This window comes from Belliella pelovolcani, assembly GCF_900156785.1.
In the GTDB taxonomy this organism is placed as follows: Bacteria; Bacteroidota; Bacteroidia; order Cytophagales; family Cyclobacteriaceae; genus Belliella; species Belliella pelovolcani.
In genome coordinates, this window is sequence record NZ_FTOP01000008.1 from 37039 (window position 1) to 63883 (window position 26845).

Annotated in this window: 20 protein-coding genes; 7 read left to right on the plus strand and 13 right to left on the minus strand. The window is 39.4% G+C overall.

Annotated elements, in window-relative coordinates:
- Positions 1-248 precede the first annotated feature (248 nt).
- Both BW935_RS10145 and BW935_RS10150 read left to right on the plus strand, forming a co-directional pair.
- Complete coding sequence (locus BW935_RS10145) at positions 249-2384, plus strand: M3 family metallopeptidase (RefSeq protein ID WP_076501438.1); 2136 nt, start codon at positions 249-251, stop codon at positions 2382-2384.
- Between the two features lie 175 nt (positions 2385-2559).
- A complete protein-coding gene (locus BW935_RS10150; RefSeq protein WP_076501161.1) occupies positions 2560-2955 on the plus strand; it encodes a response regulator in 396 nt (131 codons plus the stop codon).
- 11 nt (positions 2956-2966) lie between these two features.
- On the opposite strand, the gene BW935_RS10155 is transcribed toward BW935_RS10150, so the two are convergent.
- Both BW935_RS10155 and BW935_RS10160 read right to left on the minus strand, forming a co-directional pair.
- Complete coding sequence (locus tag BW935_RS10155) at positions 2967-4010, minus strand: ATP-binding response regulator (protein WP_076501163.1); 1044 nt, start codon at positions 4008-4010, stop codon at positions 2967-2969.
- Positions 4000-6573, minus strand: a complete 2574-nt coding sequence (locus BW935_RS10160) for a PAS domain S-box protein (protein WP_076501164.1) — start codon at positions 6571-6573, stop codon at positions 4000-4002. Before BW935_RS10160 ends, BW935_RS10155 begins: the two co-directional genes overlap by 11 nt.
- Positions 6574-6699: 126 nt before the next feature.
- On the opposite strand from BW935_RS10160, the gene BW935_RS10165 reads away from it, so the two are divergent.
- Positions 6700-7410: a LytR/AlgR family response regulator transcription factor gene (locus tag BW935_RS10165; protein WP_076501166.1), complete on the plus strand. Its 711-nt coding sequence runs from the start codon at positions 6700-6702 to the stop codon at positions 7408-7410.
- Positions 7411-7412: 2 nt separating this feature from the next.
- Here BW935_RS10165 and BW935_RS10170 read toward each other — a convergent pair whose 3' ends face one another.
- The 9 genes from BW935_RS10170 to trxA form a co-directional block, all read right to left on the minus strand.
- Complete coding sequence (locus BW935_RS10170) at positions 7413-7748, minus strand: thioredoxin family protein (protein ID WP_076501167.1); 336 nt, start codon at positions 7746-7748, stop codon at positions 7413-7415.
- On the minus strand, positions 7739-9109 hold the full coding sequence (locus BW935_RS10175) for a hypothetical protein (protein ID WP_076501168.1): 1371 nt from the start codon (positions 9107-9109) through the stop codon (positions 7739-7741). Before BW935_RS10175 ends, BW935_RS10170 begins: the two co-directional genes overlap by 10 nt.
- The gene (locus BW935_RS10180; RefSeq protein WP_076501169.1) at positions 9109-10173 is read right to left on the minus strand and encodes a c-type cytochrome; all 1065 of its coding nucleotides are present in this window, start codon (positions 10171-10173) and stop codon (positions 9109-9111) included. The genes BW935_RS10175 and BW935_RS10180 overlap by 1 nt, the downstream gene beginning before the upstream one ends.
- 148 nt (positions 10174-10321) lie before the next feature.
- Entirely contained in the window at positions 10322-11473 is a 1152-nt protein-coding gene (locus BW935_RS10185; protein WP_076501170.1) for an MFS transporter, read from the minus strand.
- Positions 11474-11856: 383 nt separating this feature from the next.
- A complete protein-coding gene (locus BW935_RS10190) occupies positions 11857-12339 on the minus strand; it encodes a DUF6691 family protein (RefSeq protein WP_076501171.1) in 483 nt (160 codons plus the stop codon).
- 13 nt (positions 12340-12352) lie between these two features.
- Complete coding sequence (locus BW935_RS10195) at positions 12353-12934, minus strand: YeeE/YedE family protein (protein WP_076501172.1); 582 nt, start codon at positions 12932-12934, stop codon at positions 12353-12355.
- A 75-nt stretch (positions 12935-13009) separates the two neighbouring features.
- Positions 13010-14392, minus strand: a complete 1383-nt coding sequence (locus BW935_RS10200; RefSeq protein WP_076501173.1) for an OprD family outer membrane porin — start codon at positions 14390-14392, stop codon at positions 13010-13012.
- Positions 14393-14516: 124 nt separating this feature from the next.
- Positions 14517-15938 carry an MBL fold metallo-hydrolase gene (locus BW935_RS10205; protein ID WP_076501174.1) on the minus strand — a complete coding sequence of 474 codons (1422 nt, stop codon included), beginning with the start codon at positions 15936-15938 and terminating at the stop codon, positions 14517-14519.
- A gap of 84 nt (positions 15939-16022) precedes the next feature.
- Positions 16023-16343 (minus strand): thioredoxin, encoded by a 321-nt coding sequence (gene trxA, locus BW935_RS10210; RefSeq protein WP_076501175.1) that lies wholly within the window; start codon positions 16341-16343, stop codon positions 16023-16025.
- 304 nt (positions 16344-16647) lie between these two features.
- Between trxA and BW935_RS10215 the strand changes: the two genes are divergently transcribed.
- A complete protein-coding gene (locus BW935_RS10215; protein ID WP_076501176.1) occupies positions 16648-19629 on the plus strand; it encodes a glycosyltransferase family 117 protein in 2982 nt (993 codons plus the stop codon).
- A gap of 65 nt (positions 19630-19694) precedes the next feature.
- On the opposite strand, the gene BW935_RS10220 is transcribed toward BW935_RS10215, so the two are convergent.
- Positions 19695-20477 carry a class I SAM-dependent methyltransferase gene (locus BW935_RS10220; protein ID WP_076501178.1) on the minus strand — a complete coding sequence of 261 codons (783 nt, stop codon included), beginning with the start codon at positions 20475-20477 and terminating at the stop codon, positions 19695-19697.
- Positions 20478-20525: 48 nt separating this feature from the next.
- Here BW935_RS10220 and BW935_RS10225 point away from each other — a divergent pair, with 48 nt between their 5' ends.
- Together BW935_RS10225 and rlmB are read left to right on the plus strand one after the other, a co-directional pair.
- Positions 20526-21776: a GWxTD domain-containing protein gene (locus BW935_RS10225; RefSeq protein ID WP_076501180.1), complete on the plus strand. Its 1251-nt coding sequence runs from the start codon at positions 20526-20528 to the stop codon at positions 21774-21776.
- The gene (gene rlmB / locus BW935_RS10230) at positions 21749-22522 is read left to right on the plus strand and encodes a 23S rRNA (guanosine(2251)-2'-O)-methyltransferase RlmB (RefSeq protein ID WP_076501181.1); all 774 of its coding nucleotides are present in this window, start codon (positions 21749-21751) and stop codon (positions 22520-22522) included. The genes BW935_RS10225 and rlmB overlap by 28 nt, the downstream gene beginning before the upstream one ends.
- A gap of 30 nt (positions 22523-22552) precedes the next feature.
- On the opposite strand, the gene BW935_RS10235 is transcribed toward rlmB, so the two are convergent.
- Positions 22553-25057 (minus strand): mechanosensitive ion channel domain-containing protein, encoded by a 2505-nt coding sequence (locus tag BW935_RS10235; protein WP_076501183.1) that lies wholly within the window; start codon positions 25055-25057, stop codon positions 22553-22555.
- Positions 25058-25308: 251 nt separating this feature from the next.
- Here BW935_RS10235 and BW935_RS10240 point away from each other — a divergent pair, with 251 nt between their 5' ends.
- On the plus strand, positions 25309-26805 hold the full coding sequence (locus BW935_RS10240; RefSeq protein WP_076501185.1) for a trypsin-like peptidase domain-containing protein: 1497 nt from the start codon (positions 25309-25311) through the stop codon (positions 26803-26805).
- Positions 26806-26845: the final 40 nt, after the last annotated feature.

The window sequence follows — 26845 nt, forward strand, 5'->3', positions numbered from 1 at the left end:
TTTGATATTGGGCTTGCCAATCCTTTTGTATAAAATCCAAATTTGACCTCTCAAAACATCCTTTGACTAGGTGTTTAAAATTCTTTTATCTTTGTAGACATAACCCAAATGTCAACTTATGTGAAATCAAGCAGATCTAAAGCATTCAGACATTATCTCCGGTCTTACGCTTCTAATTTCAATGCAAATTTCCATACCCTGTCCATACCTGGATACCTGGCGGGATGAATCAACAAATTTATAAACAGATGAAAAAAACAATCCTTGCACTTGCCGCTTCGGCCACCATGCTCTATTCATGTGGCTCTTCAGATGAAAATACAACAACTATGAATCCATTCTTTGAGGCTTACCAAACGCCTTTCGAAGTTCCTCCTTTTGACAAAATCAAAAATGAACACTTTGCACCCGCTTTGAGAGAAGGAATCAAACAGCACCAAGCTGAGATTGATGCCATCGTCAACAATGCTGATAACCCAACTTTCGAAAACACCATCGAAGCCATGGAGTATGCTGGCGAACTGCTTGGCAAGGTTTCGAGAGTTTTCGGCAACCTAAATTCTGCCAATACAAACGATGAACTACAAGCAATCGCTAAGGAAATGGCTCCAGAACTTTCTGCGCACAGTGACAACATCTCTTTGAATGAAAAATTATTCGAAAGAGTAAAAGCTGTATGGGACAGTAAAGAGGAACTTGATCTCAATGCAGAACAACAAATGCTCTTAGAAAAAACCTACAAATCATTTGTGAGAAACGGGGCCAACCTCAATGAAGCTGACAAAGCTAAGCTTAGGGAAATCAACAGCAGGCTTTCCTCTCTCACACTGCAGTTTGGACAGAATCTATTAGCCGAAACCAATGCATACAAGCTTGTAATTGACAATGAAGCTGACCTTGCAGGCTTGCCTCAGGGCTTGATCGATGGAGCGGCTGAGGATGCCAAAGCCGCAGGTCATGAAGGCAAATGGGTATTCACCTTGCAAAACCCCAGCATCATGCCCTTTCTTCAATATGCCGAAAACAGAGAGCTGAGAAAGCAAATATGGGAAGCTTACAAAAACAGAGCAGACCAAGGCAATGAATATGACAATAAAGCAGGCTTGATAGAAACTGCGAACTTGAGAAGACAAAAAGCACAACTTCTTGGATACAATACACATGCCGATTATGTTTTAGAAGAATCTATGGCTAAGAATGCTGAGAATGTATACAGCCTACTAAACCAACTTTGGACGCCAGCATTGGCAAAAGCTAAAGTTGAAAGAGACGAAATGCAGGCCTTGGTAAAAGCCGAAGGACATGACTTCAGCATCGAGCCATGGGATTGGAGATACTATGAAGAAAAACTCCGTAAACAAAAGTTCGATCTTGACGAGCAAGAAATCAAACCTTACTTCTCTTTACCTAAAGTGCAAGAGGGTGTATTTATGGTAGTGAAAAACCTTTGGGGACTTACGTTTGAAGAAATCAAAGATATCCCTGTATACCATCCTGACGCCAAAGCTTATGAAGTAAAAGAAGCTGATGGTAGTCACTTGGGCGTACTATATATGGATTTTCACCCGAGAGCTTCCAAAAGAGGTGGTGCTTGGATGACTTCCTACAGATCTCAAAAAACCGAAAACGGTGAGAGAAAGGCACCAGTCATCTCTATCGTATGTAACTTCTCAAGACCAACTGCCAATGCCCCAGCTTTGCTTACTTTTGACGAGGTGACGACCTTCTTCCACGAGTTTGGTCATGCACTTCATGGCTTGCTATCCAATGTACAATACCAAAGCTTAGCTGGAACTTCTGTTCCAAGAGACTTTGTAGAGCTTCCATCTCAAATCATGGAAAACTGGGCAACTGAACCAACAGTAATGAAGCAATACGCTTTCCATTACGAAACTGGAGAAGTCATCCCAGATGAATTGATCGCAAAATTGACCAACAGTGGTACTTTCGGCCAGGGTTTTGGAACTACTGAATACTTGGCTGCTTCCTTGATGGATTTGGATTACCATACGCAGGCTCAGGACATCAGTATAGATGCCACTGCATTCGAAAAGGTATCTATGTCCAAAATCGGCTTAATCGACGAGATCATTCCAAGGTATAGAAGCCCATATTTCCAACATATCTTCGCTGGTGGATATTCTTCAGGCTATTACAGCTATATATGGTCCGGTGTATTAGATACAGATGCTTTCCAAGCTTTCAAAGAAACCGACCTTTTCAATCAAGAAAAAGCGCAGGCTTTCAGAAAGGAAATTCTCGAAAGAGGTGGAACCGATGAGCCGATGAATATGTACATCAACTTCCGAGGCGCTGAACCAAAGATCGATGCATTACTCAAGAAAAGAGGCTTAGATCAGGTATCGGTCGAAAGAACGAAATAATATTTTAATAAATAAACAAAAGTCCGTAGAGCATAGCTTTACGGACTTTTTTTATGCTCAACTAATTCATGATCAAATAATACGAGCTACCACACTTCATTTACAATCCACTACATTCTGAGGGAGAAGATTGAATTATATATTTCTTTTGTGTCACTAATTTAAAATTAATAGCATGAGAGTCCTTATTGTTGAAGATGATGAAATCATCAGGTTCATATTGTCACATCACTTCAATTCAGCGGGATTTGAGGTTACACTTGCAGAAGATGGTCAGCGTGGACTTGACTCCCTGATTGAAAACAATTTTGATACGGATCTGATCATTACAGATTTGATGATGCCTAGGTTAGATGGCTATGGATTGGCTAGAAAAGTAAGGATTGGACATGGGAAGTTTGAATTACCTATCATTGCCATCACTGCGGGCATCATTTCAAACGAAGAGAAAAACCGTACACTTTTTAACTATACGCTCCAAAAACCATTGGACATCAAAGGCCTTGTATCCCTATCAAAGTGCCTGATTGCAGAAAGCGAAAAGTTGCAAGATCACCCAGTTGCAATGTAATGCTACTGACCCTACTCCGTGAGTAGGGTCAGTTCTGCACAAAATACCATTTGTTGATCTACTGTGATACTTAGATTAGCTTGATTCTTTTTGGCATATTCAAAAGCTAAATACAAGCCAAGACCCAAACCTTGCTGCTCAAAATACCTTCTATTGATTTGAGAAAAAGCCTTTATCTCTACTTTTTGAGGGACTTCAAACAAGTTTTGCTGATTGCATACTTTGATCATTTGTTTTTTAAGCTCTATGACTACATAATCTCCTGAGTTGAATTTGAATGAATTGGTGATTAATTCTTCTGTAATAAATTCAAATTGCTTATAATCAAACCAACACCCGAAATCCAATCCAGTTATCCTATACCTGCCTTTTGATGTTGAACTGTCAAGTATCCTTATCAAAAATTCCTTTACAGAAGGCAACCAAATTCGCTCAGTCCTTACGTTTTCAATGGTCTGAAACCGTGCTAGATTTAAAAGACTGATATTTAATCTATCGCCCGCTGCAATGGCTTTATTCAAAAGTTCCATCAAATGCTCTTCACTCAACACACCCAATGAATCCTTGATAATCTGAAGCAGAGAGTTCAAACCAAATAAGGGCGTACGCAATTCATGGTACTTGACTTTCCTCTCTTCTGCCAGCACTTCCTCTACCTTGTGTTGTAGCCACATATCTCTGTTCCACTTCTTATTCAATGAAGTGTTGACTGCGTTTATCAAATCCTTTGCCTGAATAGGCTTTGTGAGGTAATCTTCCGCTCCTGTCTCCATACCTTTCCGCACATCATCTTTTTCGACTTTCGCAGTAAGAAAGAGAAAGGGCAAATTGATGTATTGATCATTTTTTCGAACTGCATTTAAAAACTCAAAGCCATCCATCACAGGCATCATTACATCTGAGATCACAATGTCTGGATTGTGATTTTCGAGAAGTTGCAAACCTACCTTTCCATTATCCGCTTCTACTACTTCAAAGTCATGAATTTCAAGGATATCTTTGATATTCTCTCTTAACTCTAGCTCATCTTCGACAAGCAATATTTTAATTTTCATAGGGTAAACTCAATGTAAATATGGATCCTTTTTCTTCTTGACTGACGAAGCTAACTTCTCCACCTAATTTGTTGATAAATTCTTTGACTATATTCAGTCCTAAACCAGTCCCTTTGATATTAGAGACATTCTTTGCTCTAAAAAATGACCCAAAGATATATTTATGATCTGCTTTTGGAATACCAATTCCAAAATCTTGAACCTTGATCAACACGTTTCCATTCAGTTTAGAAACACTTACTTTTGGATAATCAGAAGCATTGATCGAATATTTCACAGCATTATCGATCAGGTTATTGAGGATGTGAGAAAGCCAAGTAGGATCTGTATTGATGATAATCTCCTCTTCTGACAATTCAAGTTCAATCTTACTGCCCATATCTTGAAGATGATTATCCACGACAGATTTGACAAATTGATTGATTCCTACTTCTTGGTGCGTAATGACCACCTTATCTTGTGCGTTACGCTCCAAGATCAATAAATCAGAAATGACTGATGTCAATCTCTTAATTTGTGCATTAATCCTTCCTATATGTGTTTTGGACTTTTCCTTGAGCATACCATCGTCCACCCTTTCCAAAATCATCCCAAGTAATTCTGTACTACTCATGATGGTAGCCAAAGGCGTGCGAAATTCATGGGAGGTCATCGATATAAATCTAGACTTGAGTTGATTCAACTCTTTTTCACGCATCAAGGATTCCTTGAGCTCTTCTAGCATTTTTTCACGTTCTGTTACATCCCTTGAAGTCGCCAAAAGAGAATGTACAACACCATGCTCGTCTCTCAATGGCTTCATCAAAATCTCCAAATAAACTGTAGATTTATTGTACTTATGCTGATGAGGGACTACCAACTTAATCTGATCATCCAAATCACTCGCAACAAGATCTCCTGGAACACCAAAAGCTTGCTCAGGCGTCCTTCCAATAAGTTCCTCAGGACTATAACCAAGGACTTTCTCGATGGAAGGAGAAATGTATTTGAAAGTCAAATCAACATCATGCAGGGCAATAATATCACCTGTATTCTGAGATACTAGTTTATAATTTTCATCTGCTTTTTGTCTTAAAAGATCTGACTCTTTCTTCAACCGATTAATTCTAATTGCTTTGATCAAATTTGCATAACCTGAAATCAAAGGCTGCAGAAACTCTACATCCTCCATGGTGTAGTCTGTATCCTTATTGGCAAAGCCCATCAAGCCAAGAAACTCTTCACCTTTGTACACGGGAATTCCCAAATATCTGTACAACGGAGGGTGACCATTAGGCGTCCCTCCTGCCCTTGGATCCTTAGAAACAGCATTAGAAATCACTAATTCTCCTGACTTCAAACTCTCACCAAATAGGGTGTCGAGATTTCTGAATTCTATTCCTACTCGGAAATTTTGCTCATAAAATTTATTTGTCTCTTTTGACCAAGCAATGTTAGATATTGTATGGCTTTTCAAGTACGGAGCTCCATCTGGATCATATAGAACCTCGCCAATAAAACCAAATTTACTTCCAGTAATATTGAGTATTTTGATCAAAAGTGTATCCAAGGGACTCTGAAAATCTTCTTCTAGGTAAAAGCTGAGTTGAGTATCATTGACTGCCTGAAGCAATTCATTTAACCTCTGAAGATCAACCTCTTTCTCTTGAAGTGCTGCTTGGATGGATTTTTCTTGGTTAATGTTGACCAAAGTTCCAGACAAGGATGTTGGAGTACCAATCTGGTCAAGAATGATGCGAGCTTGTGCCTTGATCCAAACCAATGCACCAGATTTAGTAACTAACTGAAATTCGGTCTTTGCTTCTTCCAATGCGCCATTAACCAACTCCTGAAACAAGACATACATCTGTTCATGAAAAGATGGCTCTAAGTAACTAAACGCATTTTTACCAATACTTTCTTCTATGGTGTATCCTGAAATAGACTCCCAAGCTTGATTCAAAAATGTCCAATTACCTTCAATATCAACCTTGAAAATCACATCCTTGACCCCGTGAACCAAGTTGAGATAGCTTTTCCTACTTTTAACCAAGTTCTTTTTTTGCTTCTTGGACAGGATGGTAGTACCCAAAGTTGAGGCCAATGCATGAAGTGCCAACTCCTGCTGGGTTGTAAATAATTTTTCTTCCTTACAATTATCAAAACCTATATAACCCCAAAAATCACCGCCAGAAAAAATCGGAACAAAGAGATAGGATAAAATACCTTGTTCGACCATGGCATCATAGAAATCTCCATTTTGAGTGTTTTTAACCAATTCATTGATAACCTTATTTTGTCGAAGCACTGATTCTATTTCCGGGAAAATAGACCAAGGGAGCTCCTGGAGGTATTCAAAATCAATCTGCGGACTTACGCCAGGAGCATTCCACTCGAAGCTATAAGTCATACAAAACTCATCCGCCTCGTTAAAATGATTCTTGAATACATATACTCGATCCACGCCTGTAGCCTCACCTAGATGCTGCAAAATGAGAGGAATCGATTTTTTTAAACTAGGGTAACTTTGTAATGTAAAGTATGATTTACCGATCGCCTCTAAGATAATTGAACTTCTTTCCATGCCTTATTTTTCAATTTGTAAAGTAAGTGCATAAAAAATTGTCAAGTCTTCACTTCATTTACAATAAAATACCGATTATATTAAAATTACATTTTTGGAACTTTCTTGCGGTAAAATTGAAACAAAATGCATAAAATACTCATAGTAGAAGACGAATACGAACTAGCTTTGAACATCCAAGAAATCTTGATCAATCTAGACTATGATGTTGTCGGCATCTTTAATAACGCCATAGATGTCTTGGACTTTTTTATTGACGGCACAGCTGATCTTATTCTTATGGATATTTTGATTCAAGGTGACCTTGATGGTATTGACCTCTGTTACAAACTTAAAGATAAACTCAACATTCCAATTGTATTTCTGACGGCATACTCTGATCAAGGAATCTTAGATCGCATCTCAAAAGTCGTATATGATGGTTATTTGCTGAAACCTTTCACTGTTGAGAGCCTCAAGTCTTCTATCTATCTCGCTTTAGAAAAACCACATCGAAGCGCAAACTCAAAGCCCCTCCCCCCTACTAAAAACACACTCAAAATCAGAGACAAAGGATTCCTTGTGCCAGTTCCTATCTATGACATCCTATTTCTCAAAGCAGACGGGTTGTATACCAAAGTGTACACAAAAACCAAAACCTACGTCATCAGAGATATTTTAAAAGATGTCCTTGGGGATTTACCATCTAGCTCATTCGTAAGAGTTCACAAATCTTATTTGGTCAATATCAAGCATATTAATTCTTTTAACTCAAAAGAACTGATCATAGAAGATCACACCATTCCAATTAGAAGAGGATTTTACAAGGAGCTCCATCAATTGACTGAAATCAAATAATTCTACTTGAAAAACATCTGATATAGCCTTTCCAACTTACTCTGAAGCTCTCCCATAGTAACTAGGCCATTGGATCTAAAAAACTCTTTCCCTTCAAAATAAACCATGATTCCTGGCACAGAGAGCATTCTAAGTTGGGCCGCAAGTGCTCTGTTTTGCTCAGCCTCAAGAACAATCATGTCCATTTTGGGAAATTCTCGGTCAAGTAATTCCTTGACCTTTGGGAAAAGGATTTTGCAAACACCACATTTGTCTTGATAAAAGTAAACCAGCGTGGCGGGATGATTTTCAAGCAATGCTTCAAAATCCTCGGTTGTTATCTTTTTTGTTATTTCCATTGCAAAGTATAGTTAGCGATCAAGTTGATATGGATCAAATCTACCTTATTATAAATCCATGTGGGTTGAAGACTATCTCTATTTAAAGCAGATTTTGTCAATATAATTCCATGAAAATCTAATCCTCTACCCCACTGTGAGGGTGAATATTTTACTCCCAGGTTGACTTGGCTGTAAGAAGGAAATGCATATTTATTGATTACGAATGTATCCGGTTTAGGGAGGAAGTGAATCCCAGCAAAAGCATAGACTTGTAGCCCTTTTTCCACAAACCTTCTCTCAAAATAGCCAGTCAATGCAGTCACTTCACTGAACCCTTCATTCCTTTCTCGCGGAATAAAAGTGAAAAATGGATCCCTACCCCATTCTCTTGGACTAAGGTATCTCCCTTGTCCACCTATATAGGTGAAGTTGAGGTGCCATGTAGTCAACGCATCTTTCGCTCCAATTCTTGCGCTGACAATCCAGTTTTGATCATAAGGATCCTTGTAGCGTAAGCTAGGGTCATCATTCCCGCCATTTTTGATGCCATGCTGAAACATGATCTGAAGTCCAGTAAGCAACTTTTTTGCGGGATTCAATTTCCAATCTCTTTCGAATTGTGTCAGAAAAGTGCTGGATACATTTTGGACGTAAGTATGGTTAAATTCAAATGAAAAGTACTCTTCCTCCACAATATGCTTCCAATCAAAAACTGTCACGAAATCACTATCTACATTCCCTTTATAAGCAGAGGGGTTGCCTTGTAAATCCAATCCAATCGGGTACAATCCAAATGTATCGCCAATTCCAAACCAAGCAGCAGTAGATCTTGGAGAAATCCTACTTATATAATTTAATGTAGCAATATTGGCCCTATCTGGTGTGAAATTGAAAAACAATCCTTCTACAAAAGTCGGAGAAAGTCTTCCATCTTGGGGGTTGATAAGAGCAGTATTGATAGGCATCTTTCCTGCTGCAAAGGAAAAGAGCGCTGCTTCATATTTGATTTGAAACTCCTCCAACCTGCCGAAATATTGGTTATCTAGGTCTGTCACATCTAGTAAGCCTACCTCATATCTATTTCTTCCTCCAGTGATCGGATCTCTCGCTGCTAAATCTGAACTGACAATATTTCCAAAAACCGCATACCTACTAGCAAAGGAAAACCCTTTGAATTTTGGCGTTTGCACTTTTGCATATGCTGATTGAGCCCATGCAAAGTCATCTTTGAAATCATCATAATAGGAAGTGGACATGAAAAAGCTCCTTGTTCCTATTGTCCATTTGGCTTTTTCATTGGTATAAACACTATCAGAGTGGCTTCTTGCCCATAGAGACTGAGACCAAATAATCCCTATGACTAGGAGCAAATTCCTCATTAGTTTTTAGCCATTGCCTTAAACTCTTGGATAGGCTTAAATGGTCCATATTTATGTTGTTCTTCGGTGAATTGATCAGTAAAAGGACCAAAAGGATGATCTACTGGTTTCTTACTGATATCTGGCCAGTCATTAGAAATATCTTTTGCAGGTCTAGCCATAGAATTGACATAGGCTGCTACATCCCAAGCCTGTTCATCTGTCAGCATGGGTCTTTCATAAGTTGCTCCTAGTGGCATATTGGCCTTGACATAGCCCGCAAATCTGGACATTCTATAAAGCCCTGCTCCATCGTTATAACTATGATCGCCCCATAATGGTGGATAGGTATATCCCAACCCATCGAATCGCAGTACGCCTTGACCATCTTCCATATGACAAGAAGCACATTGATTATCATATACACGCTTCCCAGCTACTGGATTGGCGGGTCTTTCTAAAAAAGCAACTGCATAAATCCCAGCTCCCTTAGGAGTTTCTCCCTTGGGCACGTCTTTACCAAGCCATTCCATGTAAGCAACCATGGCCTGCATTTCTTTACTTTCTACAGGCAATCCTTCTCCATTCAAACTACGCTCAAAGCAATCATTGATTCTTTTCGGGATATCTTCAGATTGACCAGACCTAGCCCTTACCTTGGGGTAAGTAGCGGATACAGCTGCATAATTATTACCTAAGGGAGCTGTCCCTGCATTGAGGTGGCAGTTTTGGCAATTCATCCCATTGGAAATCTTCATGACTTTCCCATTTGGCCCTAAATATTCAGATGTGTTGGCAATCAATTCTCTACCGTATTTGATCAAATCTGCATTTGCTTCTTGCTCTACCAATGACCAATCTGGGGACGTCCACATTCCTTCACTACTCGCCAATGCCATGAAATCAGGTTCTTCGGAAACCGGAAGAGGAGATGTTTTTTCCACAAAACTAATTCTTGGTAGTTTTCCTCCTTCACTGATATACAGCACAGTTCCTATGACTAGCGCCGTAAATGTAGCCACTATCAGTAGCAAAGAAACCATCAAGGAAATCAGCTTAACAAAGGGTTCAAATGATTCTTTCATTTTTTTGGGGATTATTGCAAAAACAAAATTGCATTTTTCAATCCTCTCATTTTGTGATATTTCTCACAATAAGTTTATCGGTTTTTAAATTTTATCTTCAATGTAAGATAAATTTGAAAAAAGACCTTAAGAAAATAAGCTCCTTGTATCAAACCTTATTTTCGTAGAAAACCTCAAGCCTGACACTTGTCAAAAGTACAATACCCAAACCAGCCATTGCTATCAAAACAAAAGATGCTTTCAAACTCAATAACTCTGCGATAAAACCGATCAGTGGAGGACCGATCAAAAAACCAAAAAACGAAATCGTAGACACCATAGCCAATGCCACTCCTGGCGAATACAGCTTTGAGCGACCAGCTACAGAATAAGAAACTGGTATCACTGATGCTACACCAAACCCTACTAGAAGAAATCCTAAAACTGCAACGACAGCAGTAGGAAAAATCACTGATAGTATCAACCCTAAAAAAATCAGGAAGCCACTGCCTCTGAGAATTTTCAATCTACCAAAACGGTTATTCAATCTATCTGAGACAAACCTCCCTGTAGCCATTGCTCCCATAAAAGATACATAGCCTAGAGCTACAAAACTGGCATCTATAGCAACAACCTTCTTGAAATAAACCCCACTCCAATCAAACATACAGCCCTCAGCCAACATCCCCAAAAAGGCAATCCCCCCAATCCTTAATAGCAAATCATCAGGCCTCCTGAGTACTAACCCGCCTCCACCTCTTGCATTTTCTTCTTTCACCAATAAACCTTGCGCGACCATGATGATCAAAAGCACGATCAACGAAACCAAGAGGTAATGAAACTTTGGCAAAATATCATAGTAAATCATCCCTGCACCTATACCAGCTCCCGTAAAACCTGCCAAACTCCACAACCCATGAAATGATGCCAAGATACTTCTTCCATACATATCCTCAAGGGCAAGTGCTTGGGTGTTGAGGGAGATATTCATCAGGTTTCCAATCATGCCAAAAACGACAATCACTGGAACCAAAGTCCATATAGTCGGACTAAAACCAATCAATGGCAAGAAAATCATGTAACCAAACCCACTAATCAAAATCACCAACTTACTTCCAAATCGATGAACTAACCAACCTGCAAGAGGTAAAGCTAATAATGACCCTATAGGCAAGCCGAGTAAAAGCGTACCTAGCTGAGATTCAGATAGCTCAAACTTGCTTTGTACATCTGGTATACGAGAAGCCCAAGAAGCGAAGCATAAGCCTGCCAAAAAAAATAAACTGCCTAAGGCGGCTCTTCTCTTTTGCAATAAGGTCATAGGTTTGGGGAAAATAATTAAGCGCAAGATACGGCCAAAAAATCAGCTTTATACTTTTCATTGACGATTATCAACGGTCGGTAATTCAAACGATTGAAATTTTTACCTTTCTATTATCAAAGGCTAAAAACCATGGTTACAATAATTTATTGGTTCTTAGCCATAACATTTCATGAATCAAGAAGTTAGATAACTATGGAATTTGTAATCGCCGGAAGTGTTGTATTGGCCGCTATTTTGTTGATCAGAGTGGTAATCAAAAAGGTCTTTAATTAAAACTGAGATATACATTAGAGTCTTAATAAAAATCCTAATGTATAATCAGAATTAAAAAAAGCCACTCCGAATATCAGAGTGGCTTTTGCCATACAGTCAAAATACAATTAGTTTGGAAGCTTGTCCGAAAATCTTCCGTATACCCAAGTGCCTGCTATAGCACTTACCAAAGTAACAAGGATGACAGTGAATCCACTACCAATCTGGGCAAACAATGGACCTGGACAAGCACCAGTCAATGCCCAACCCAATCCAAAGATGAATCCACCTATGATCTGACCTTTTCTAAATTCCTTTTTTGGGATATTTACGGTTTCACCCTTCATCGTTTTGATGTTGAATTTTTTGATCAAAAAGATGGATAAGGCTCCAACTGCAATCGCAGATCCAATCACGCCATACATAAAGAACGATTGCAATCTGAACATCTCTTGAATTCTAAACCAAGATATGATTTCAGCTTTGACGAATACAGTTCCGAATAGTATACCAATAATCAGGTATTTCAACAATCCATCTTTACTCTCCTGCATATTTGGTGCTTCGCACTCTACAGGTTGCATATTTTTTACTTTTTCTTCTACTTTCATCTTCTTTCAACTATTAAAATCCAACCATTTTCATCAAAGGTTCCAACAACACATGAGTCATCAAGAAACCACCAATCATGAAGAAAATCGTAGCCACTACCGATGGCCATTGCAAGGAAGAAATCCCCATGATGGCATGACCTGATGTACATCCTCCTGCATATCTGGTTCCGAAACCTACCAAAAACCCACCAATCACAAAGAACAGCAGTCCTTTACCTGTGAATAGGTTTTCCCAATTGAAAATTTCAGCTGGTAGCAACTTGCTGTAGTCCGTAATACCCAAAGCAGCCAAATCCTGTTGTGTAGATTCTGCGACTACGATGGTATCTGGATTAGAAATGAAAGTTGTCGCGAAGAAACCACCCAAGAGTACTCCGACCACAAATACAATATTCCACATTTCCTTTTTCCAATTGTAAGTAAAGAAAGGGATATTTGCAGGCACACACATCGCACACACGTGTCTCAGAGAAGACGAAATCCCAAATGATTTATTCCCTACTAGCAATAGGATTGGCACTGTCAGCCCTATCAGTGGACCTGCCACATACCAAGGCCAAGGCTGGGTAATCCATTCAATAAATTGTTCCATTTTACTTTATTAATTTTAGTTGTTTGTTTTTCATTTTTTATAACTGGATTCAGTTGTCATCCTTCATCCTTCATATCAAAACTTATAATCCACGATGAAGTTTAAGTTCCACATATCTACGCGATTAATTCGCAAGTTGTCTGTCAATCCATTTCTATCTTGAGCAGTTTTATTCACAGCTAGAAATTGAATATTCAATCCCTCGAAATAATCCCTAAACCTATATTCCAGCATACCTGTGAAATGGTAATAAGAAGGAATTCCGTACTTATTTGTAGTGAAGGAGGTCATACTACTATGATTGACCACACCCGCTCCAAATTGGGCAAATAGCCCATCAACCGAAGTTACCAAATCATACTTCAAGACATAAGCACTCATATCGCCTGCTCCCTCATACCTTTCTCTTGGCATGCTCGCAAAGAGTTGTTCTCGTCCCCACTCTCTAGGAAACAGAAATCTACCCTTGTCATTGATCCCAAGGTAATTAAATGAAAGGTTGTGATTTCCCTTGAACATACCAATCTTAGCACCAATTCCAGAAGCCTTTTCCCCTGGAAGAATATACGTCAACTGGTTATTTGGATTGCCTCCGTCATTGATAGCGAATTGATGAAAGCCTTGCAAACCAAAATACAACCTTGTGCTTTTGGGTAAGTTGATGGTATACTCTGCCTGTCCAAAGCTCATGTTAAACACATTCTCAGCAGTATAATTCCAAAACTGAGTCGTCAAACCCTTATCGTGGTATTGTAATCCGAGCAATCCAATTCCCTTTGAACGGATATTTCCTTTATAGTTAGACGGTTCTCCAAATGGATTTCTCCCGAAGCTATAAACGCCAAAGGAATCATCTATCCTATACCAATCTACCGTGCCCCTGATTGTGACTTGATTGATCCACATCGCTGTGGTTTTCAGCTTCAAGCCTGAATAAGTTACGGATAGCCCCTGAAATACATTTGGACGCATTCTGTTATCCTGATCATTGAGCAGTGGTGTGATGATTTTTTGTCTCCCCAATACAAACTTGACCCTATCTTTTCTATAAGCTAGGTAAAGTTCTTCCAACCTATCCAGCTTGTTGGTATTGGCGACATCATTCATATCATAGAGCAAGATCTCGTATCTGTTACCTCCACCAGTGACTCGATCTGCAATTCGGATATTGTTTTCGAATACCTGATAAGTAAAGAAACCATTGAATCGAACCTGCAAGCCATTCCACTCTGGACTGGTATAACCAATTCCCGCACCTGCTGCCAAGGTGGCGTAATCAATGACATCTCCAGCATTCACTGTAGACATCATATAAGACCTGAAATGGAAATCAAATTTGCCACTTTTCAAATCTTCCTTTAGCGAAGGCTTTCTTACTTTCAAAGTATCTTGGTCATCATTACCAAAAGCAAATGACGAAAGTGAAATCAGAAAAGAAGCCAACAAAACTCGGATCATATTCAAAATTGCCTAATTCAAGCATGAGAAAAAGTGACAAAAATCACTTAATCCCTTTTATAAATTGAAAATGGCAAAGCTGAAGCTTTGCCATCCTATTGAAATCAAGGTACAATTCGATGAATTACAACAAGGTAGAAGGACAAACGTACTCACTTACCTTGAACTTCTCTGATTCTTTGATAGCCTTAAAACCACCTTTGATATCAATCAAATTTTCAAAGCCTCTAGCTTTTAGGATAGAGATAAAGACCATAGACCTATAGCCACCTGCACAGTGTACGTAATAAGTTTTATCCTTATTTACCTGAAGCATACTCTCGTTGATATAATCCAAAGGTGCATTTTCAGCATCTACAACATGCTCGCTCATATACTCACTGTTTTTTCTGACATCAAGAATATTGACATGCCCTTCTTTGGCATTGATGGCAGCTACTTCCTCTGGAGTCAAGGATGTGATGGTATCTACTTCTCTTCCGTCTTTTTTCCAAGACTCAAAACCTCCTTCAAGGAATCCAATCGCATAATCATAACCCACTCTGGCCAATCTAGTGATGACCTCTTCTTCTTTGCCTTCGTCCGCAATCACCAATATCTCTTGCTTTAAATCTGGAATCATCGCACCTACCCAAACTGCAAAACTTCCTTCTATGCCAATATTGATGGAATTAGGAATAAAACCTTTGGCGAATGTCTGGGCATCTCTTGTATCTAAAAGTACTGCACCAGTTTCATTGGCTGCTGCTTCAAAGGCTGCTGGTGAAAGTGGTCTCACCCCTCTTTCCAGTACTTCATCTATGCTATCATATCCCTCGATATTCATCATCACATTTTGAGGGAAATATGCTGGTGGAGGTGTCAATCCCGTGGTTACTTCTTTGATAAACTCTTCTTTGGTCATCTCCTGAAGCGCATAATTGGTTTTCTTTTGATTACCTAAGGTATCGGAAGTCTCTTTGCTCATGTTTTTACCACACGCAGAGCCAGCACCATGAGCAGGATAGACGATCAATTCGTCAGACAAAGGCATGATTTTATTTCTTAATGACTCGTACAAATGCCCTGCAAGCTTGTCTTGTGTCAAGTCTGCAATCACTTTCTGAGCCAAATCTGGTCTCCCAACATCTCCAATGAATAAAGTATCACCAGTGAAAATTGCCTCTTCCTTTCCTTGTTCATTGAAAAGCAAGTAACAAGAACTCTCCATCGTATGGCCTGGGGTGTGGATCAATTTGATTTTCAATTTTCCAACTTGAAATTCTTGCCCATCTTCAGCAATGATAGCATCAAATCCTAACTTCATCCCAGTAGGACCATATACGATATCTGCTCCAGTCTTAGCTGCTAAATCCTTGTGGCCAGACACAAAGTCTGCATGGAAGTGTGTTTCAAAAACATACTTGATTTTAGCATTATTCTTTGCTGCCTGATCGATATATGGCTGAACCTCTCTCAATGGATCAATGATCGCTGCTTCACCATCAGATTCAATGTAATATGCTCCTTGAGCAAGACATCCAGTATAGATTTGTTCGATTTTCATATTTGTCTTATTTATAATTCTGAGTTTAAATGATATTGCAAATGTAATTTTCTTATCAAAATCGATTGATGACTTTTGTCACAATTAGACAGTTTGTGGTAGATTTTGATTGATGACATTTACCAGTTGATGCACTGGAACGACACCTGATTGTCTCCATAGAATTTTTCCTTTTTGAAATAAGATCAAAGTCGGAACTCCTCTTACCTGAAAATTACTCGCAGCCAAAGGATTTTTGTCCACGTCGACTTTGATGATTTTCACTTTATCTCCCACTTGCTTGGCTGTATCTTGTAAGATAGGCTGCATCATCTGGCATGGACCACACCAGGTGGCAAAGAAATCTACCAATACTGGCTGATCTCCAGAGATCAATTCATTGAAGGTCATTGGTTGTGTGCTCATGTTATTTCGTTTTTGATTATTCGCTCTTTACCAGTGGTTTCAATTTATTGGTCGAATCGGCTACTATTGGTCAATATCAATTAGTATCTAGTATCAATTAATATCAAAGTTAAGTTAAGCCGATATTTTCTATCGTTACTGGCAAAATTCTGTGTCTACTTATTTCATTTTAATGATAGATCAAAATTATATTCAAAATCAGTTACCGACAGTAATTTTTATCACAAAGCCTTAAAACGTGTTAAAATGCCAGACTTTACTAATTTATTCATTATTTTCGCCCGATACATCATTTTCAATAACCATGCTTGATTATAAAAAGGTCAATAACCTGACAGGATGGCTTGTAGCAGCTGTTGCTACTTTGGTCTATGTCTTAACAGTAGAGCAAACAGCCAGTTTTTGGGATCCGGGAGAGTTTATCGCCGTTTCATACAAACTTCAAGTTCCTCACCCTCCAGGAGCTCCGTTTTTCCTATTAATATACAGAATGTTTGGATTCTTAGCCATGGGCGACGGACTTCAAGTAGCCTATTGGATGAATGTAGGAAGTGCGGTCTTTTCTGGCTTGACTATCCTCTTTCTATTCTGGTCTATTACATTGCTAGGAAGGAAATTATTCAAAATCAAAGCAGGTGAAGAAAGCGCTGGGCAAACCATTACACTTATGGGTGCTGGGATTGTAGGAGCGTTGGTTTATACTTTTTCTGACAGCTTTTGGTTCTCAGCTGTGGAGGCTGAAGTTTATGCCATGTCTTCTTTCTTTACGGCTATCGTAATTTGGGCATTTTTGAAATGGGATGTCATAGAAGACCCTATTTTGGAAAACAAATGGATGATCTTTATCGCCTATCTAGTCGGCTTGTCAATTGGTGTCCATTTGCTCAACTTGGTGACTCTACCAGCATTGGCACTGATCTATTACTTCAAGAAATACCCTAACCCAAACATCAAAGGAGGAATCATTGCCCTACTCTGCGGTGGATTGGCCTTGATTATTATTAATAACTTGATTATTCCCGGATTGCCAAGTATGGCTGGTTCAATTGAGATATTTTTTGTGAATAGCATCGGATTGCCTATTGGTTCAGGAATCGTATTCTTTACCGCAGTTTTCTTAGGATCCTTGATCTATGCTATCCTTTACAGCATCAAAAAAGAAAAGGTCATTCTCAATACGGTATTACTATCATTGACATTTGTTTTGATCGGATACAGCTCCTATGCACTGATCGTCATCAGAGCCAATCAGGATCCAATCATCAATGAAAACAATCCAAAAGACATCATCAGCTATGTCTCTTATCTGAAAAGGGAGCAGTATGGCTACAGGCCTTTGTTACATGGGCAGTATTTTACTGCTAAGGTCGTCTCACAAGAAGATGGCGCGCCCATCTATGTCAAAGGAAAAGACAAGTATGAAATCGTAGATTACAATACTGTCACTAAGTATGACCCAAGTAGAACGACTATTCTACCGAGGATCTACTCTACACAAGAAAGACATAAACAAATCTACAGAAACAAATTAGGTCTCAGCCCAGGACAGGAGCCTTCATTTGGTGACAACCTTTACTTTATGTTTACCCACCAATTAGGTCATATGTATTGGAGATATTTCATGTGGAATTTCTCTGGTAGAGAAAGTGACTACTCTGATGCTCCGTGGCTGGGTATTACAGACGCATTTAGTGACAAATTCCCTGATTATATCAAGGAAAATAAAGCGCACAACAACTATCTAATGTTGCCACTCCTACTAGGCTTGATTGGATTTTTCTTCCAAGCCAAAAAAGATCCTAATTCATTTTATGTGACTTTGGGATTATTCTTGATGATGGGGGTAGTATTGGTACTCTACCTGAATTCCCCTCCGGTAGAGCCTAGAGAGCGAGATTATATTTATGTGGGTTCCTTCTATGCTTTTGCTATTTGGGCAGGTTTCGGGGTATTGGCACTAGCGCATTGGATAGGCAAAATGAATAAAAATCTAGCCATCGCAGGTGTCATGGCTACTTTGATCACCTTCCCCGTACCTGTCATCATGGCCTTCCAAAACTGGGATGACCATAATAGACAAGGCAGGTATTTCTCCGTAGATTCTGCAAGAAACTTCCTCGCATCTTGTGAACCCAACGCGATTCTCTTTACAGGGGGTGACAATGACACCTTCCCACTGTGGTATGTACAAGCAGTAGAAAACTTCAGGACAGATGTAAGGGTCGTGGTTTTGAGTTATTTTGACACGGATTGGTATGTAGATCAGATGACTCGTAAGGCATACGAGTCAGATCCATTACCATTTTCTTTGACCATTGAAAACTATAGAAAAGGTACAAATGATGTTCTGTACCTCTATGAAAGAGAGGGCTTGGATGCGATTTCTGCAAAAGAATACTTAAGGTTACTCAGAAATAAATCCGATCTATTGAAGCTCTCGGCAGGATCTAGCAAAATGACTATCAACATGGTGCCTGCTAGAAATCTCATCTTGGATGTAGATATAGAAAAAGTCTATAATGATGGATTGATTCCAGAAGGAATGGAAGCTTTGATGGTGGATCAAATGAACCTCCGTGTGAAAGGCGAATACGTCACCAAAGGAAACATGATGCTCCTCGACCTGATTACGACTAATAATTGGGAAAGACCTATTTATTTTAACAATACATCCATGGCTACCATTGGGCTGGATTTGGAAGACTATGTTGTGATGGAGGGGATGACTTATAGATTGCTACCAGTCAGAAAGCCACAGAACTTCAGAGCTGAGCTAGTGAATACAGAAAAATCCTACAAGCACGTGATGGAAGATTTTGCATTCAGAGGAATGGATAATCCTGACAACTATTTCGATGATGAGTTCAGAAGGTTTACTTCTAATCACAGAAGTACGATCAATAGCATTGCGATAGCACTCCTTGACGAGGATGAGATGGAAAAAGCCGCAGATGTATTGAAGCTAGGATTGGCTAGAATGCCACATGAAGCTATTCCTTATGATCTGGCTAGTGGTCAGTCTGCTCCGCTACTTTTTGAAGTTGGAGAAGAGGAGCTAGCCTTAGATATCGTAGAGAAAATGTCTGTGAAGTCCATCCAGTTATTGGACTTCTATGCAAGAACAAACAGAGAATATGACAGAGAGGCGATGATCTCTTTGGAAATGTTAAAGTACTTCGTACCACTTCTAGAAGAGCGGGGTTACAATGACTTAGCCGCTGAGCTGAGGAAAGACCTAGAAAGATTTGTCGGAAGTAGTGGCGGAAGAGGCCTTGACAGAAGATAGCTACAAAAAATCCCCTCACTTGAGGGGATTTTTTGTTATAAGCATGGTTCAAAAAAACTTGGTATTTATTTCGACTTTTTCTCCAACACATAAAAAAGGTCTAAGCCTTGATCGGGATGATCCACCAATAAGTAATCTGCATGGGTAATAGCCGTCACATGCTTCCCTTGTTGCTTGTGAAGTTTATTTCTATTCACTCTATTGAGCACTTCATAAGGCCATCTGAGTACTGTAGCCGGAAGTTTATATTGCAAATCAAAAACATCAAAACGCATGATTTTATTGACTGATTTGCGGTTAGCTTCATGATAGTCCCAGACTTTCTGATTGCCCCCTATCCCCATCGCTTTTACTTGATCAAAGATTCCTTCACAGAGAGCCTTGAGTTGATTTGAAGTATATTCTCTGATATGCCAAGGATTCCGAGATAAAGTATGTCGAATATTAGGTGTTGATATGATAGCTTTCCCCCCAGGCTTGAGTACACGATAGATTTCCTCCAAAAAAAGCCGATCGTTTTCTATGTGTTCTATCACTTGAAAACTCACTACTGTATCAAAACTATCCGATGGGATATTTGCAAATGGAGGTATGACAGCCTGTCTGAAAGATACATGAGGGTATTTGGCCTGAAGTTTGTCAATCACTTCTTGGATTTTATCCAAACCTAGATAGGAATCTACAGCGTCTAAAAGCTCAGCGACACCCCTACCTTCTCCACAGCCAACTTCCAGTAAGTCACCCTTGACCATTGGTTTGGCAGCAATATAGGCCTTTAGAAGTCTTTGATGGATAGGATTGTCACTCACCAACTTGTCCGATGCAATTTCCGTTGTATAGGTAGCCATTTAAAATTTTATTAATTTGAGCAAAATTAAGGTTAATTTTTGAACCATATGACAACAAATAAGATCTCTTCAAAATTCCACCTATTCTTCACCTCTTTGCTGACATTCTTGCTGGCTTCTGGTTCTGGCTTTTCGCAACAGACCTTAGAAACTACCAATCAGACACTTAGATACTCAAGGTATTCGCGACTATCACCAAAAATCATCCCCGTGAAAATATCCGAGAGGACATTTTTACTACAAATGCCTGTTGAGAAATTAGAGGACAATCCTGTTTTTGATGATTATGAATTCTATTTCACAATCCTATCTTCCTACAATCAAGCATTTCAAAACGAGAATCTAACCAGACTTCAGGAAAATGATTTGAAAAAAAATACTGCTAACCATTTTTATTTCGAACAAAGAATTCAAATACCAGAAGAACAAGAAGAAGCCATCGCCTTGATCAAAATCGTGGATACTCGACAAGGGGATGAATACTATTATCACATGGATCTAGTGGGACCATTTATACTTGGCCACCCTAATTTTGGCGCCTACTACGGCAATGATGTTCCATTTGACCAAAGTTTTTTGATTCAAGAAGAAGCATTGCTATTCAAAAGTAATTCAGCGGTAAGTCTAAATAGATTCTTTTATCCTACGGAATTTGCATCACCTTTTCCTCCTATGGAAACCAAGCCTGCTCCAGCGCCACGAGAAGTAGAAGTAGTCAATCAAGGTGATTTTTTAGTCAATACCCCAAGGACTTTTGACGAGAAGGGTTATTACTTCATTCAATCAGACACAAACTCTACTGAGGGCCTTTTGATCAAAACAGTGTCTCAAGCCTTCCCGAGAGTAGAAACTTGGGAAGATATGGTAGACATGGTGGTTTATATTTCCACTAGAAGGGAACATGAAGCGCTCATGGAGGCATCAGACAAGAAAAAAGCACTTGATCAATACTGGATAGGTTTGACCAAAGACGAAGAGGCTGCCAAGACACTAATTCGAGAATATTTCCGACAGATTGAATTTGCCAATATACTATTCACGGATTTCAAAGAGGGCTGGAAAACAGATCGAGGAATGGTCTACACCGTGATGGGACCACCAACAGGCGTCACCTTCAGACAGAACGCGGAGATATGGACTTATGGAGACCTTAACTCAAATTCCAAAATAAACTTTACCTTTGCACGCGTCAAAAATATTTTGACTCCAAATTATTATATACTCAACCGCTCCAGAGCACTTCAGCCTGAGTGGTTCAAAAGCATCACATTATGGAGAAGCGGAAGGATGGATTTCTGATCAACAAAGGAGAACAAGACAAGGATTTTTTATTTGGTACCAGAGCAGTGATGGAAGCCATCAATGCCAACAAGGACATCGATAAGGTGCTTGTCAACAAAGAACTAAATAACGATCTGATCAAGGAACTACTCAAACTTGCCAAAGAGGAAAGAATCCCTGTGGTAAGAGTTCCAGAAGCCAAGTTGAATAGGATCACCCGAAAAAACCACCAAGGGGTGATCGCTCATATCTCAGCGATTCAATATGCCTCGCTTGACAATGTCATAGATGAATGTTTTTCCAAAGGAATAGCTCCAATGGTGTTGGTTTTGGATAGAGTGACTGATGTAAGAAATTTCGGTGCTATCGCGCGTACGGCTGATTGTGCTGGAATACATGCGATCGTAATCCCGGAAAAAGGTAGTGCTCAGATCAACTCAGATGCGGTCAAAACTTCAGCAGGTGCTTTGAATTTTTTGCCAGTGTGTAGAGTAAAAAACCTCTACTATACTGTCAAAGACCTCAAAAAAATGGGGCTCAACGTAGTGAGTGTGACTGAGAAAACCGAAAGAGAAATGTACGAAGCCGACTTCAAGGCACCTACTGCATTGATCATGGGGTCAGAGGAAGATGGGATTTCTCCAGAACTGATGGGTTTAAGTGATGAATTTGTCAAAATTCCATTGTCGGGAAATATAGAAAGCTTAAATGTATCAGTAGCAGCAGGCGTAGTCATCTACGAAGCGATCAGGCAGAGGAAATAAAAAATGTGGAGCTTTCGAGCTCCACATTTTTTATTGACTTTTTTCATCTCCCTTATCTTCTTCCTCTTTGAGCTTTTTCAGCTTTTCTATTTCATTCAACTCTTCCACAGACTTTACTTTTTCATCCAAGACGGCTGGGAAGTTTTTGAAATTGAGATCGCGCTGAGGGAATGGAATTTCTACTCCATGCTCCTTGAATGATTTGAAAGTCCCTCTCATGACTGCATTGCGAATCAACACCCAAGTATCAAAATTCTCAACCCAAAAGAGCACTCTAAATTCAATCGCACTATCTGCAAAATTCTGCAAATAAACCCTCGGCTCTGGATTTTTTAGAATTTCATCCAATGCTAACTGTCTTGAAATAAGATCAGTAACCAAATCTATATCTGATCCATAACTCACTCCAATCAACAACTCCACTCTACGCTTCTTGTCTGATAATGTCCAGTTGATCAAATGCTGTGACAATAAATCTCCATTGGGAATAATTATCTCTGAACCATCATACCCCTGAATCTTACTTGCCCGGATTCCTACATCTTTTACCGTCCCCATTCTTCCTCCCACCTCAATATTATCACCTACCTGAATGGGTTTTTCAAATGCCAATATCACTCCCGAGACAAGGTTATTGACAATAGTCTGCAATCCAAAACTGATCCCTAGTGTCAATGCCCCCAAGACGATGGCGATCTTCTCAAAACCAATACCTGAAGCCCCTATTGCCAATAAAAACCCTAAAGAAAGTACACCGAGTCTGATTAATAGTATGGAGGATCCAAGTCTCTTTTCTCGCAAGTTTGCTTGTTGCTGATCTTTGATAGTAGCAAAGTAGGCAATATTATTAGCTAACAAGCTGGCGACATACACAATGACAACAAATACGACGATATTCCCATAGGTGAATTTAGTATTGAAAAGTGAACGCTCAGTAGTCAGGAGGATACCTGCCTGATCTATAAAGAGATCTAACAGCGACAAGTTGTCTAAAAAATAGTAGACCCAGATCAATGAAGCTACTCCATACAAAGTACGTTTGACTCTTGTCTGAATGCCATGAAAGTCAATATAAGAAGTAAAGTCATTTTCACTCTTCCTTCTTACTTCGATCTGAAGATAAATAACTTCCATTACAATCTGCACGAATAGATAAAGACCAATCGCCTGGGCAAAGCTTAAGGTAGCTGCTACTCCTAAAAGTTTACTAAGGCTAAAACGTCCAAAAATATTGGCCAAAATGGAAAACACTTGCAATCCAATATAGAGCTTGACTAATTTGTCAATTAAATTGGGTAAAAGTTCAGGATTGTTTTCCTTAAACCTAACGATCTTTACAGCAAGATATATCCCTATCATACTCAAAAAAAGCAAATACCATCGCTCTGAAAAATTGGTGTCTCTGTATAAATTGCTAACAGTATAAATAAAGAAAATAAACACGAACATCAACCACAGCCTAAAAAGTCCTGATGGAAAACTAGACCTTAGCATCACAGTAACCACCAAAACTGCTATCCAAAGCAAAACCGTGAGAAATGAAATCGTAGGGTTAGTATAGAAAAAAGGAATAAATGGAAGCAAGATGATTACCCCGCTGAGGATTGGGAATTTGGGAACGTAATGCGCCCTTTCTAGAATAATCTTTGCAAACTCTTTTTCTCCTCTGATTTTTGAAATCAAATTCTTTATCCAAATAGAAAATCCCACAAAAACGAGCATCAGAAATATCGTCATGCCGATGTGGTTTTTGATGTAGCGTTTCAAGATTACTTCGTTGAGTCTGATCGACTCCCAAAATACAGTCGAAAGATTTAAATTAGGTTCATAACTTTTTTTCTCCCAGATGAAATTAATATCCTTTCTCAATAGAGCCGCTTCTGCACTTCTCCTTTCCACATCAAGTGCAATGGATAGCTCAGATATCTTGATCATCATTCTTGATATTCTTGTTTGAAAAGCGGCAGTTAAAATCCTCTGACCATTCAGCAAACTATCTGTTTGTGCAATACGGTCTCTGAATTGAGACAGCGCAGCTTGATACTCGGGAAGTATTGAGGAATCTCTAAGATCTAATTTCATCAGATCAGACTGTTTCATATCCTCAAGCTGACTTTTTGCTCCAATCAATTCCTCAGTACGAGCAGTCACCTTTCGCTCAGCATCACCCACTTGCACCCTGATATTTCTGAGCAGGTTGTCAAGTTCATTGAGGTACCTGATATTGATTTTGCTATCTTGATCTTCAAGCCTACTTTGGATCACATTGACCAGTCTTTCTATATCTGGCATATCTTCCATAAGTGACAAGGTATCTAGCTCTCGATTGAGATTAAAATTCATTCGATTCAATTGAATCGTGAAGTCTTGTGCTTTCCGAATACTACCTTCTAATGAAGGTCTTTCAGGCTTTTCTTCTTCTTGAAGCTTTTCATTGACTTTGAGAAGTGTATCGAGTACTTCTATATCAGTCTGAAAAGCAAACCCTTGAAAAGATAAGAGTAGGAGAAAACAGAAAAGGAATATAATTCTCATAAGTTATAGGTTGAGGCTCTATGAATTAAAGATATATGATTATCTGATTTAATACCAACATTGCAATCCATTAGATCAAAAAATCATATTCCATGAACTGTAGCCCAGATTATGGGTTATATAAATAGAAAATTCCAGTTTGCTGTTAAACCATGTTAAATAAAACTGCCATTGGTATCAAAATGCTTGATTTTTGATAACTGATGTGTGTAAATTTCGTGTATCATCTATAGAACTTAAACATAAAAGAAATGAACAAAAAGCAATTTTTCTTAGGCATCGTATTGGCCTCTCTGATAGGGGGGATTGTTGCTTTGGCGGGGGCTAGCTTCTTGGCTAAGCAAGACACCGCCACCAATTTCTCCGAAAAGCAAGATGCTAGTCTTGTCAATTGGCTTAGTGATGACAAGTTCACTATCCCTGATGGGATCAATTTCGTGGCAGCGGCACAACAAGTCACCCCTGCTGTAGTCCATGTCAAAAGTACAGTTTCTGTCACGCAAAGACAGCGTGGCGCTGATCCACTAGAAGAACTATTCGGATTTAGATCTCCCAATAGAGGACAAATGCCCCAAGAAGCCCGAAGCTCTGGATCTGGGGTAATAATTTCTGAAGATGGCTACATAGTCACCAATAACCATGTAATCGAAAATGCAAGTAAGGTTGAAGTTTCCTTGGAAAACAACACCAGATATACGGCTAGAGTCATAGGAACAGACCCTTCTACCGATCTTGCTTTGCTCAAAATCGAGGAAAAAAATCTCCCTTATGTGAGATTTGGTGATTCTGACAAAACAAAGGTAGGCGAATGGGTCCTTGCAGTAGGGAATCCATTTGATCTCACTTCTACAGTAACTGCAGGTATCATCAGTGCTAAGGCTAGAAATATAGGAATTCTAAGAACTGCTGAAAGTAACCTCTCCATAGAATCCTTCTTACAGACAGATGCAGTTGTAAATCCTGGAAATTCAGGTGGTGCATTGGTGAACCTAGCTGGAGAGTTGATTGGAATCAATACAGCAATTGCCTCAAGAACCGGTACTTTCAATGGATATGCATTTGCTGTTCCTACATCTATTGTCAAGAAAGTCATGGATGACCTCCTTGAATTTGGGACAGTACAAAGAGGATTATTAGGAGTAACCATACAAGATGTATCTCCTGAGTTGGAAGAGAGCCTCGATAAATCCTTTGGTGTAAGTCAGGGTGTTTACATCGCTGGAGTCAATGATGGCAGCGGTGGAAAAGAAGCTGGCCTAAAAGAAGGAGATATCATCATCGGTGTGGACGGCGTCACTACCAATAGCGTAGCAAAGCTACAGGAGATGGTGGCTAGAAAAAGACCAGGTGACAAAGTGGAAGTGAAATACCTCAGAGCAGGCAAAGAGTATACTACAACAGCCACCCTCAAGAATCTCTCAGGTGACACCAAAATTGTCAAAAAAGAAGTACCTGTAGTGGCTAGCTTCAATGGTTTAACTTTCGAAGATATTAAGCAAAATATCAAGGATAGACTCAAAATCCAAGGAGGTGCAACGATCATTTCGGTAGAGAATGACGCGTGGAAGAAAGCTGGAGCTAAACCGGGCTTTATTATCACTTCGGTAATAGGTCCTGATGGTAGATACAGAATCACAGGATCCAATGACCTGATCGCTCTTCTGGAAGAAAGTAGAGGTGAAGAAATAGTAGTCCTAGGATTATACCCTAATGGACAAGAGTACTACTTCGAGGTTGAAGTAGAATAAATACAGTTTAGTGTTTGAGTTGTTTGGAGTAAAAAGACTG

Bases quoted from the DNA above. Each gene is read 5' to 3' on its own strand.
- BW935_RS10160 (WP_076501164.1), bottom strand. From the start codon at position 6,573: ATGGAAAGAAGTTCAATTATCTTAGAGGCGATCGGTAAATCATACTTT.
- BW935_RS10155 (WP_076501163.1), bottom strand. From the start codon at position 4,010: ATGAAAATTAAAATATTGCTTGTCGAAGATGAGCTAGAGTTAAGAGAG.
- BW935_RS10205 (WP_076501174.1), bottom strand. From the start codon at position 15,938: ATGAAAATCGAACAAATCTATACTGGATGTCTTGCTCAAGGAGCATAT.
- BW935_RS10180 (WP_076501169.1), bottom strand. From the start codon at position 10,173: ATGAAAGAATCATTTGAACCCTTTGTTAAGCTGATTTCCTTGATGGTT.
- BW935_RS10200 (WP_076501173.1), bottom strand. From the start codon at position 14,392: ATGATCCGAGTTTTGTTGGCTTCTTTTCTGATTTCACTTTCGTCATTT.
- BW935_RS10220 (WP_076501178.1), bottom strand. From the start codon at position 20,477: ATGGCTACCTATACAACGGAAATTGCATCGGACAAGTTGGTGAGTGAC.
- BW935_RS10145 (WP_076501438.1), top strand. From the start codon at position 249: ATGAAAAAAACAATCCTTGCACTTGCCGCTTCGGCCACCATGCTCTAT.
- BW935_RS10190 (WP_076501171.1), bottom strand. From the start codon at position 12,339: ATGAAAGTAGAAGAAAAAGTAAAAAATATGCAACCTGTAGAGTGCGAA.
- BW935_RS10150 (WP_076501161.1), top strand. From the start codon at position 2,560: ATGAGAGTCCTTATTGTTGAAGATGATGAAATCATCAGGTTCATATTG.
- trxA (WP_076501175.1), bottom strand. From the start codon at position 16,343: ATGAGCACACAACCAATGACCTTCAATGAATTGATCTCTGGAGATCAG.
- BW935_RS10185 (WP_076501170.1), bottom strand. From the start codon at position 11,473: ATGACCTTATTGCAAAAGAGAAGAGCCGCCTTAGGCAGTTTATTTTTT.
- BW935_RS10175 (WP_076501168.1), bottom strand. From the start codon at position 9,109: ATGAGGAATTTGCTCCTAGTCATAGGGATTATTTGGTCTCAGTCTCTA.
- BW935_RS10170 (WP_076501167.1), bottom strand. From the start codon at position 7,748: ATGGAAATAACAAAAAAGATAACAACCGAGGATTTTGAAGCATTGCTT.
- BW935_RS10195 (WP_076501172.1), bottom strand. From the start codon at position 12,934: ATGGAACAATTTATTGAATGGATTACCCAGCCTTGGCCTTGGTATGTG.
- rlmB (WP_076501181.1), top strand. From the start codon at position 21,749: ATGGAGAAGCGGAAGGATGGATTTCTGATCAACAAAGGAGAACAAGAC.
- BW935_RS10225 (WP_076501180.1), top strand. From the start codon at position 20,526: ATGACAACAAATAAGATCTCTTCAAAATTCCACCTATTCTTCACCTCT.
- BW935_RS10215 (WP_076501176.1), top strand. From the start codon at position 16,648: ATGCTTGATTATAAAAAGGTCAATAACCTGACAGGATGGCTTGTAGCA.
- BW935_RS10240 (WP_076501185.1), top strand. From the start codon at position 25,309: ATGAACAAAAAGCAATTTTTCTTAGGCATCGTATTGGCCTCTCTGATA.
- BW935_RS10165 (WP_076501166.1), top strand. From the start codon at position 6,700: ATGCATAAAATACTCATAGTAGAAGACGAATACGAACTAGCTTTGAAC.
- BW935_RS10235 (WP_076501183.1), bottom strand. From the start codon at position 25,057: ATGAGAATTATATTCCTTTTCTGTTTTCTCCTACTCTTATCTTTTCAA.